The sequence below is a fragment of the Tepidimonas sp. HKU77 genome, assembly GCF_049728535.1.
In the GTDB taxonomy this organism is placed as follows: domain Bacteria; phylum Pseudomonadota; class Gammaproteobacteria; order Burkholderiales; family Burkholderiaceae_C; genus Tepidimonas.
In genome coordinates, this window is the sequence record NZ_CP187300.1 from 698705 (window position 1) to 707781 (window position 9077).

At 66.3% G+C, this 9077-nt stretch carries 10 protein-coding genes and 2 tRNA genes; 4 read left to right on the plus strand and 8 right to left on the minus strand.

Annotated features, from left to right (window positions below):
* Positions 1-5: 5 nt before the first annotated feature.
* From ACPP3B_RS03315 to ACPP3B_RS03330, 4 genes are all read left to right on the plus strand, one after another.
* Entirely contained in the window at positions 6-641 is a 636-nt protein-coding gene (locus ACPP3B_RS03315) for an L-threonylcarbamoyladenylate synthase (RefSeq protein WP_424859707.1), read from the plus strand.
* 34 nt (positions 642-675) lie between these two features.
* Positions 676-1344 carry a site-2 protease family protein gene (locus ACPP3B_RS03320; protein ID WP_424859708.1) on the plus strand — a complete coding sequence of 223 codons (669 nt, stop codon included), beginning with the start codon at positions 676-678 and terminating at the stop codon, positions 1342-1344.
* A gap of 48 nt (positions 1345-1392) precedes the next feature.
* Positions 1393-2685 carry a tryptophan--tRNA ligase gene (locus tag ACPP3B_RS03325; protein WP_424859709.1) on the plus strand — a complete coding sequence of 431 codons (1293 nt, stop codon included), beginning with the start codon at positions 1393-1395 and terminating at the stop codon, positions 2683-2685.
* Between the two features lie 52 nt (positions 2686-2737).
* Positions 2738-2830, plus strand: a tRNA-Ser gene (locus ACPP3B_RS03330).
* 106 nt (positions 2831-2936) lie between these two features.
* Here ACPP3B_RS03330 and ACPP3B_RS03335 read toward each other — a convergent pair.
* From ACPP3B_RS03335 to ACPP3B_RS03370, 8 genes are all read right to left on the minus strand, one after another.
* Positions 2937-3012: transfer RNA gene (locus tag ACPP3B_RS03335), tRNA-Thr, on the minus strand.
* A gap of 88 nt (positions 3013-3100) precedes the next feature.
* Positions 3101-3496: a ClpXP protease specificity-enhancing factor gene (locus tag ACPP3B_RS03340; RefSeq protein WP_314227176.1), complete on the minus strand. Its 396-nt coding sequence runs from the start codon at positions 3494-3496 to the stop codon at positions 3101-3103.
* A complete protein-coding gene (locus ACPP3B_RS03345) occupies positions 3496-4107 on the minus strand; it encodes a glutathione S-transferase N-terminal domain-containing protein (RefSeq protein ID WP_299023123.1) in 612 nt (203 codons plus the stop codon). The genes ACPP3B_RS03340 and ACPP3B_RS03345 overlap by 1 nt, the downstream gene beginning before the upstream one ends.
* 97 nt (positions 4108-4204) lie before the next feature.
* Positions 4205-4975 (minus strand): cytochrome c1, encoded by a 771-nt coding sequence (locus ACPP3B_RS03350; protein ID WP_424859710.1) that lies wholly within the window; start codon positions 4973-4975, stop codon positions 4205-4207.
* Positions 4976-4998: 23 nt separating this feature from the next.
* A complete protein-coding gene (locus ACPP3B_RS03355; protein WP_424859711.1) occupies positions 4999-6420 on the minus strand; it encodes a cytochrome b in 1422 nt (473 codons plus the stop codon).
* Between the two features lie 41 nt (positions 6421-6461).
* Entirely contained in the window at positions 6462-7061 is a 600-nt protein-coding gene (petA, locus tag ACPP3B_RS03360) for a ubiquinol-cytochrome c reductase iron-sulfur subunit (RefSeq protein WP_424859712.1), read from the minus strand.
* Between the two features lie 137 nt (positions 7062-7198).
* Positions 7199-8257: a 4-hydroxythreonine-4-phosphate dehydrogenase PdxA gene (gene pdxA, locus ACPP3B_RS03365; protein WP_424859713.1), complete on the minus strand. Its 1059-nt coding sequence runs from the start codon at positions 8255-8257 to the stop codon at positions 7199-7201.
* Entirely contained in the window at positions 8257-9060 is an 804-nt protein-coding gene (locus ACPP3B_RS03370) for a Nif3-like dinuclear metal center hexameric protein (protein ID WP_424859714.1), read from the minus strand. Before ACPP3B_RS03370 ends, pdxA begins: the two co-directional genes overlap by 1 nt.
* Between the last annotated feature and the right edge of the window lie 17 nt (positions 9061-9077).

The window sequence follows — 9077 nt, forward strand, 5'->3', positions numbered from 1 at the left end:
CGACCATGGCCCAGTTGTTCGAGGTCCACCCCGACAATCCGCAGCCGCGCCTGCTGCGCCAGGCGGTGCAGGCGCTCCACGCGGGCGCGGTGTTGGCGGTACCGACCGATTCCTGCTACGCGCTGGTGTGCCACCTGGACGATAAGGCTGCCGTCGAGCGCCTGCGGCGCATCCGCGGCATCGACGAACGGCACCACCTGACCCTGCTGTGCCGCGACCTGTCGGAGCTGGCCAGCTACGCGCGCGTGGACAACCGGCAGTACCGCCTGCTCAAGGCAGCCACACCGGGGCCCTACACCTTCATCCTGGAAGCGAGTAAGGAAGTACCGCGCCGCGTCAGCCACCCGCAACGTAAAACCATCGGCCTGCGCGTGCCCGCACACCGGGCGCTGAGCGAACTGCTGGCGCTGCACGGCGCGCCACTGCTGGGCACCACCCTCATCCTGCCGGGCGACGACAGCCCGCTCAACGACGCGGCCCTGATCCGCGAGCGGCTGCAACACGCCGTGGCGGCCGTCATCGACGCTGGCTCGTGCCCGCAAGAGCCCACCACCGTCGTCGATCTGACGCCCATGAGCACTGGCGGCGACCCCGAGGTGCTGCGCGTTGGCCGTGGTCCGCTGGCCACGTTGGGGCTGTGAGGCGGCGCCGCGGCGCACCTGCGACAATCCCACCATGGACATCGCCCACATCATCCAGACCGTCACGATTTACGCGCTGCCGGTCTTGTTCGCCATTACCGTGCACGAGGCAGCGCACGGCTACGCGGCACGGTACTTCGGTGACCCCACCGCCGAGCGGCTCGGCCGCATCACGCTCAACCCCATGCGGCACATCGACCCCATCGGCACCATCGCCATGCCGCTGTTGCTGTACTTTGCCACGGCGGGGGCCTTTCTGTTCGGCTATGCCAAGCCCGTACCGGTCGACTTTGGCCGCCTGCGCCACCCCAAGCGCGACATGGTGTGGGTGGCGCTGGCCGGGCCCGGGGCCAATCTGATCCAGGCGATCGCCTGGGCCGCCGTTGGCTACCTGCTCGTGGCGGGCGGCGTGCAAGAGCCATTTTTCAATGGGATGGCGCGTGCGGGCGTGCTGGTCAACATCGTGATGTTCGTCTTCAACCTGTTTCCGCTGCCTCCGCTGGACGGCGGCCGCATCCTGGTCGGCCTGCTGCCCACGCGCCAGGCCATCGCCGTGTCGCGCGTCGAGCCCTATGGTTTTTTCATCGTGCTGGCGCTCGTGCTCACCGGGGTGGTCAGCACGCTTTGGCTGCGCCCCCTCATGCGCGTGACGGCTCAGGCCATCGAAGTGCTGCTCACCCCGTTGCGCTGGCTGCTGTTTTGACCGAAGGCGGACCTGAAACCGCCGCTTTTCTCCCTACCCTGCCGCCCCATGACCACCGTTCGCGTCCTCACCGGCATCAAACCCTCCGGCACCCTCCACCTGGGCAATTACGTCGGCGCCATTCGCCCCACCGTGCGCGCCAGCCGCGAGCCCGGCATCGACAGCTACCTGTTTCTGGCGGACTACCACGCCCTCATCTCCACCCACGATCCCGCACGCGTGCAGCGCTCCACGCTGGAGATCGCCGCCACCTGGATCGCTTGCGGACTCGACCCGGAGCGCGTGACCTTCTACCGGCAGTCGGACATCCCGGAAATCCCCGAACTGACCTGGCTGCTGGCCTGTGTCTGCGGCAAGGGGCTGCTCAACCGCGCCCACGCCTACAAGGCGGCGGTGGACAAAAACACCGCCGACGGGCGCGACGCCGACGACGGCGTCACCATGGGCCTGTTCATGTACCCCGTGCTGATGGCGGCCGACATCCTCATGTTCAATGCGCACCGCGTGCCCGTGGGCCGCGACCAGATCCAGCACATCGAAATGGCGCGCGATCTGGCCTCCAGCTTCAACCACCACTACGGCGAGCACTTCACGCTGCCGGAGGCCGTGATCGACGAACAGGTGGCCACCCTGCCCGGCCTGGACGGCCGCAAGATGAGCAAGAGCTACGACAACGTCATCCCGCTGTTCGCCCCGCGCGAGCAGCTGCGGCGGCTCATCATGGGCATCGTCACCGACTCCCGCGCGCCGGGCGAACCCAAAGACACCGAGGGCTCGGCGCTGTTCCAGATCTACCAGGCCTTCGCCACGGCCGAGGAAACCGCCGCCCTGGCGCGCGACTTTGCCGCCGGCATCGCCTGGGCCGAGGCCAAAGAGCGGCTGTTCGAGCGCATCGACCGCGAAATCGCCCCCATGCGCGCCACCTACGACGCCCTCATGGCCGACCCGCAGCGCGTCGAAGCCATCCTGCGCGCGGGGGCGGCCAAAGCCCGTGCCCAAGCCACCCCCTTTGCCGCCCGGTTGCGCGCCGCCGTCGGTCTGCGGTCGCTGGACGCGCTCGCTCAGCCGCCAGCCGACACCGTCCGCACGAGCAAAAGCGCGCCACCCATCTTTAAACAATACCGCGAGGCCGACGGGCGCTTTTATTTCAAGCTCACGGACGCCAAGGGACACGTGCTGCTGCACAGCGCGGGCTTCGACTCGCCCAAGACAGCCGGTCAGGCTGTGGCGCGCCTCAAAACCGAGGGTTGGGCCGCCTGCGCCGACCTGCACACCCAGGTGCACGCGTTGGCCGACCCGCAGCGCATCGAAGCAGCGCTGGCCGCGCTGCGCGAAACCTGAGCCACCGCAGAACCCCCGACGGGCCTGCTACAATAGCAGGCTTGACACCTGCGGAGAGATGGCAGAGTGGTCGAATGCGCCGGACTCGAAATCCGGTATACGGGTCTTCCCCGTATCGAGGGTTCGAATCCCTCTCTCTCCGCCACTCAACCCTTTCCTGCATGGGTCGTGCGGAAAGGGTTTTTGTTTTTTTAGGGTGTCGCGACGGAGTGCGGGCCGTTCGTGGCCACCGTGCGCAAAGGTGCCATCGCTGGTGCCGCTTGTCTGACTCGAACAGACGACCTACCGCTTACAAGGCGGGTGCTCTACCAACTGAGCTAAAGCGGCTCGGGGGACGCACGACCGGACCGATGACGCCGATGGCCCCGCAGCGTTCGTTATTGTAGTGCCTTGTGCCGCCCCACCGCCGGGGCCCTCACTTGATGCGCTTGAGTGCCGGACGCTTGCTGCCCGGGGGCACCGGCGGCTCCCTATCGTCCTCAGCCGCCGAGGGCTCGGGTGCCGGAAATGCCATACCCTGGCCGTTTTCGCGCGCGTAAATCGCGATCACATGGTCGACAGGGACCACGACCTCGCGCGCCACGCCGCCGAAGCGGGCCTTGAAGCGAATCTCGTCGTTGCCCAATACCAGCCCGCCCGTGGCCTCGTAGCCAACGTTGAGCACGATCTGGCCGTCGCGCACGTACTCGCGCGGCACCTGCACGTGCTCGTCCACGGCGACCACAATATAGGGCGTAAAACCGCCGTCCGTACACCACTCGTGCATGGCACGGATCAGGTACGGGCGGGTGGAGGGCAGTTCGGCGTCCATCACTTGCGCATGACCTTTTCGGACGGGGTCAGCGCCTCGATGTAGGCCGGGCGCGAGAAGATGCGCTCGGCGTATTTGAGCAGCGGCGCCGCGTTTTTGTTGAGTTCGATACCGTAGTGGTCGAGCCGCCACAGCAGCGGCGCGATGGCCACGTCCAGCATCGAGAAATGATCGCCCAGCATGAACTTGTTCTTCAGGAACACGGGCGCGAGCTGCGTCAGCCGGTCGCGGATGTGCAGCTTGGCCTTCTCGATCTGCTTGTCCGTCGGCTTCGGGGTGCGCTGTTCCAGCACCGAGACATGCGTGAACAGCTCCTTCTCGAAATTGAGCAGGAACAGCCGCACGCGTGCGCGGTCCACCGGGTCGCCCGGCATGAGTTGGGGATGCGGAAAGCGCTCGTCGATGTACTCGTTGATGATGTTGGACTCGTACAGGATCAGGTCACGCTCGACCAGGATCGGTACCTGCCCATACGGGTTCATGACCGCGATGTCCTCCGGCTTGTTGTAGAGGTCCACGTCGCGGATTTCGAAGTCCATGCCCTTTTCGAACAGCACGAAACGGCAGCGGTGCGAATACGGGCAGGTGGTGCCCGAGTACAAAACCATCATGGTGTGTTCGCTCCTCGACAAAGCAAAGCAGTGGATGGCCGCCTGCCGGCTGGCGCACCCACTGTGCAGACCGCGCAGGCGCGCGGTCAGATGGGGATCATTTGACGTCTTTCCAGTACGCCGCGTTGAGGCGCCAGGCGATCACGGTAAAGATACCCAGGAAGATCAGCACCCACACACCCAGGCGGATGCGATCGTTTTTGACGGGCTCGCTCATCCACTCCAAGAACGCCACCAACTCGGCAACGGTGCGGTCGTACTCGGCTTCGGTCAGTTTGCCGGGTTTGACCACCTCCCAGCCGCGGAAGACCTCGGTCTCGTGCCCGTGGCTGACCACCTTTTCGAAGATGGGTTTGCGCTCGCCCTGCAGTTCCCACAGCGGATGGGGCATGCCGATGTTGTGGAACACGACGTTGTTCCAGCCCGTGGGGCGGTTGGGGTCACGGTAGTACCCGCGCAGCAGGGTATAGAGGTAGTCGCTGCCGCTGTAGCTCATTTGTGCCGCGCGCGAGCGCGCCACCAGCGACAGATCCGGCGGCTGGGCGCCGAACCATGCCTTGGCCTGCTTGGGATCGATGGTCGCGATCATCAAGTCCCCCACCTTGTCGGTGGTAAACATCAGGTTTTCCTTGATCTGCTTTTCGGTCAACCCCAGCTCGGTCAGGCGGTTGTAGCGCACGAACGACGCCGAGTGGCAGTTCAGGCAGTAGTTGACGAAGATCTTGGCGCCGTTTTGCAGCGCCGCCTGATCGGTGGTCAGGCGGGGGGCCTTGTCCATCGGGAAATTCGTCCCCGCCGCCAGGGCTGCGGTGGCCCCGCCCAGCATCGCACCCAAGGCCACCAGGCCGGTGGCAATCCATCGTTTCATGGAAATCGACTCCTGTGTGTCTGTCAATGGGCCTGGAAATTGACGCGGGCCGGAACGGGCTTGAACTCACCCAAGCGGCTCCACCACGGCATGAGCAGGAAGAACGCGAAGTAAAACAGCGTACCCACTTGCGAGACGCGCTCGCCGATCGGCGACGGCGGCAACACACCCAGGTAGCCCAGGATCAGAAAGTTGATGACGAACAGGCCGTACAGATACTTGTTCCAGCTCGGCCGGTAGCGGATCGACTTGACCGGGGCCTTGTCCAGCCAAGGCAGGAAGAACAGGATGATGACCGCACCCCCCATGACGACCACGCCCCAGAACTTGGCGTCGATGGTCAGCATGAGCGCCGACAGCACCACGGCGCCACCGAGTAGGCCCGCTTTGCCGACCATGCCCATGGGCGACTTGAGCGCGGCCAGCACGGCGCCGATGAGCACCACCGCCACCAAGACCACCATCATCTCGGACGTCGTGGCGCGCAGCATCGAGTAAAACGGCGTGAAGTACCACACTGGCGCGATGTGCGGCGGCGTCACCAACGGGTCGGCCGGGATGAAGTTGTTGTACTCCAAGAAGTAGCCGCCGAGCTCGGGCGCGAAGAACACGATCGCCGAGAACACGATCAGGAACACGGACACGCCCAGAATGTCGTGCACGGTGTAGTACGGATGGAACGGGATGCCATCCAGCGGCTTGCCGTCGGGGCCCTTCGTGGCCTTGATCTCGATGCCATCGGGGTTGTTGGAGCCCACCTCGTGCAGCGCGATGATGTGCGCCACCACCAGCCCCAGCAGCACCAGCGGCACGGCGATGACGTGGAAGCTGAAGAAGCGGTTGAGCGTCGCGTCGCTGACGACGAAGTCACCACGAATGAGGATGGCCAGATCGGGACCGATGAAGGGGATCGCGGAGAACAGGTTCACGATCACCTGCGCGCCCCAGTACGACATCTGACCCCAGGGCAGCAGGTAGCCCATGAAGGCCTCGGCCATCAGCACCAGGAAGATCGCGCACCCGAAGATCCACACCAGCTCGCGCGGCTTGCGGTACGAACCGTAGATGAGACCGCGATACATGTGCAAGTACACCACGACGAAGAACGCCGAGGCGCCGGTGGAGTGCATGTAGCGGATCAACCAGCCCCAGGGCACGTCGCGCATGATGTACTCGACCGAGGCGAACGCCACGGGCACGCCGGCAGCGTTGAGCGACGCGTCCGGTTTGTAGTGCATGACGAGGAAGATGCCGGTGACGATCTGGATAACCAGCACCAGCAGCGCCAGCGACCCGAAGAAATACCAGAAGTTGAAATTCTTGGGCGCGTAGTACTCCGCCAGATGCTCCTTGTAGAGCTTGGACAACGGAAAGCGGTTGTCGATCCAGGTCAGGAGCTGCTCGCCGCGGGACGCGTTGGGTGGGGCTTCCTTGAACTCGGCCATGGTGGTTCCCTCATGCGTGGAGACGGTGCGAAGGCGATGAATCAGGCCTTGGGCGGGTCTTCGCCGATCAGCACCACCGTGTCAGAGACATAGTAATGCGGCGGCACTTCGAGGTTGTCGGGCGCCGGTTTGTTCTTGAACACGCGCCCGGCCAGGTCGAACGTGGAGCCGTGGCAGGGGCACAAGAAGCCGCCTTGCCAGTCGTCGGGCAGCGACGGTTGCGCACCGGGCTGCAGCTTGTCGATGGGCGAGCAGCCCAGGTGCGAACAGATACCCACCGCAATAAGGTATTCCGGCTTGATGGAGCGGTGACGGTTCTTGGCGTAAGGCGGCGTGGGGTACGCCTTACGGTCGGAGTTGGGGTCGGCCAGTTGATCCTCCACCTTTTCCAGCGAGGCCAACATCTCTGGCGTGCGGCGCATGATCCACACCGGTTTGCCGCGCCATTCGACGACGATTTTTTCGCCCGGTTGCAGCTTGGAGACGTCCACCTCGACCGAGGCACCGGCGGCCTTGGCCCGCTCGGAAGGCGCGAAGGACGCAACGAAGGGAACCGCGGCGGCGGCCACGCCTGCGCCGCCCACAGCGCACGACGTGATCAGCCAAGTCCGGCGTTCTGGATCTGGGGTGGCTTCGCTCATGGGAGACTCTCTGGTAAAACGGGATGCGATGGACGGACTCTTGGCAGCATGGACGCCACGCCGCGTATAAACCATTTGGCATTGTAAGGGATCGCCACGGGGGCAAACCTTGACGAGACGCAAACAACCCCGTTGGCCTATGCCACTTCGCGCTGGCCCGCGCGCATCGCCCAAGCCGCCTCCAACGCCGCGATCAGGCTGGACGGATCGGCCCGGCCCCGCCCGGCGAGGTCGAACGCGGTACCGTGGTCGGGGCTGGTGCGCACGAACGGCAGCCCGAGCGTGGTGTTCACGCCGCGCTCCAGGCCCAGGTATTTGACCGGGATCAGGCCTTGGTCGTGGTACATGGCCACGACGACGTCGAACTCCCCGCGGCGCGCGCGCATGAACACCGTGTCCGGTGGGTGCGGGCCGCTGACCGCCCAGCCCGCTGCCTGAGCGCGCGCGATGGCCGGTGCGATGTGCTCGATCTCCTCGCGGCCGAACAAACCCCCTTCCCCCGCGTGCGGGTTGAGGCCCGCCACCGCGATGCGGCAGTGCGGCCAGCCCAGCAACCGGGTAAAGTGTTCGTGCGTGATGCGCAGCGTCTCCCACACTGCCGCTTCGGTGACGGCGGCGATGGCGTCGCGCAACGACACGTGAATGCTCACCAGCACCGTGCGCAGCTCGTCGTTGGACAGCATCATGCGCACGGGCAAATCGGCCGGTGCAACGCCACGGTGTTGGGCCGCCAGCGCCTGCAGCAGTTCCGTGTGTCCCGGCGCATCGACCCCAGCGGCCGCCAAGGCCGCTTTGTTCAGCGGCGCCGTCACCACCGCCGCAACTTCGCCGCGCAGCGCGGCCTGCGCCGCCACGATGACGGCGTCGGCCGCGGCACGCCCCGATGCCGCGCTGACCTCGCCGAAGCGGGGCAGGGCCGATAGGCTGACGGCAGGCCACAGCGGCACGCAGCGCGGCGGCGCGCGGTGCGCGTCGGCGGGCCCGTCGAGCACGGCGATGGGCAATGCGCCACCGGTGACTTGCACCGCGCGCCGCATGACCGCTACGTCGCCCACGACCACGCAGCGCGGCGACCACTCGGGGCGGCGGCGAAAGACCTCGGCGACGATCTCCGGGCCGATGCCGGCTGCGTCACCCATGGTGATCGCGAGCGGGAGGGTGCCTGCCACGGGCGGCATCGGGAGCGAGTCGGTCATCAGGCGGGATTGTCGATGTCGATGAAGCGGTGCTCGATGCCGAACTGCGCGGCCACGTGTGCCGCGAGCGCGGGGGCCCCGTAGCGCTCGGTGGCGTGGTGGCCGCAGGCCAAGAATGCCACCCCGCACTCGCGTGCCAAGTGCGCCTGCGGTTCCGAGATTTCACCCGTCAGAAAGGCGTCGGCACCCGCGGCGATGGCAGCCTCGAAATAGCCCTGCGCCCCACCGCTGCACCAGGCCACACGCCGGATCGGCCGCCCATCACCCGGCACGCAGACCACGGCGCGCCCCAGCACCCGCTGCACGTGGTCGGCCAGCGCCTGGGCGTGCGAGCCCTCCCACGCACCCAAAAACCCGAGCTGCTGCTCGCCAAAGCGCTGCCAGCCGCCTTCGTCGGGCACGAAGCCCAGGCGGCGCCCGAGTTGGGCGTTGTTGCCCAGCTCGGCGTGGGCGTCCAACGGCAGGTGGTAGGCGTAGAGGTTGATGTCGTGTACCAGCAACCGCTGCAGGCGCGCTTTCATCCAGCCGGTGACGGTGCCGCGCTGGCCGCGCCAGAACAGCCCGTGGTGCACAACGATGGCATCGGCACCCGCCTCGACCGCGGCCTCGATCAGCGCCAGGCTTGCGGTGACGCCGCTGACCAAGCGGCGGATGCGGGGCTTGCCCTCGACCTGCAGGCCGTTGGGGCCGTAGTCCTGAAAGCGCGTGGGCTCCAGCAGCGCATCGAACGCTGCCAGCAGCTCCTCGCGCGGCGCGCCGTCCGCTGGCGTCAACGCGTCGGTGACCGTGTTTCGATCAGACATGCCCGCATTGTCGCATC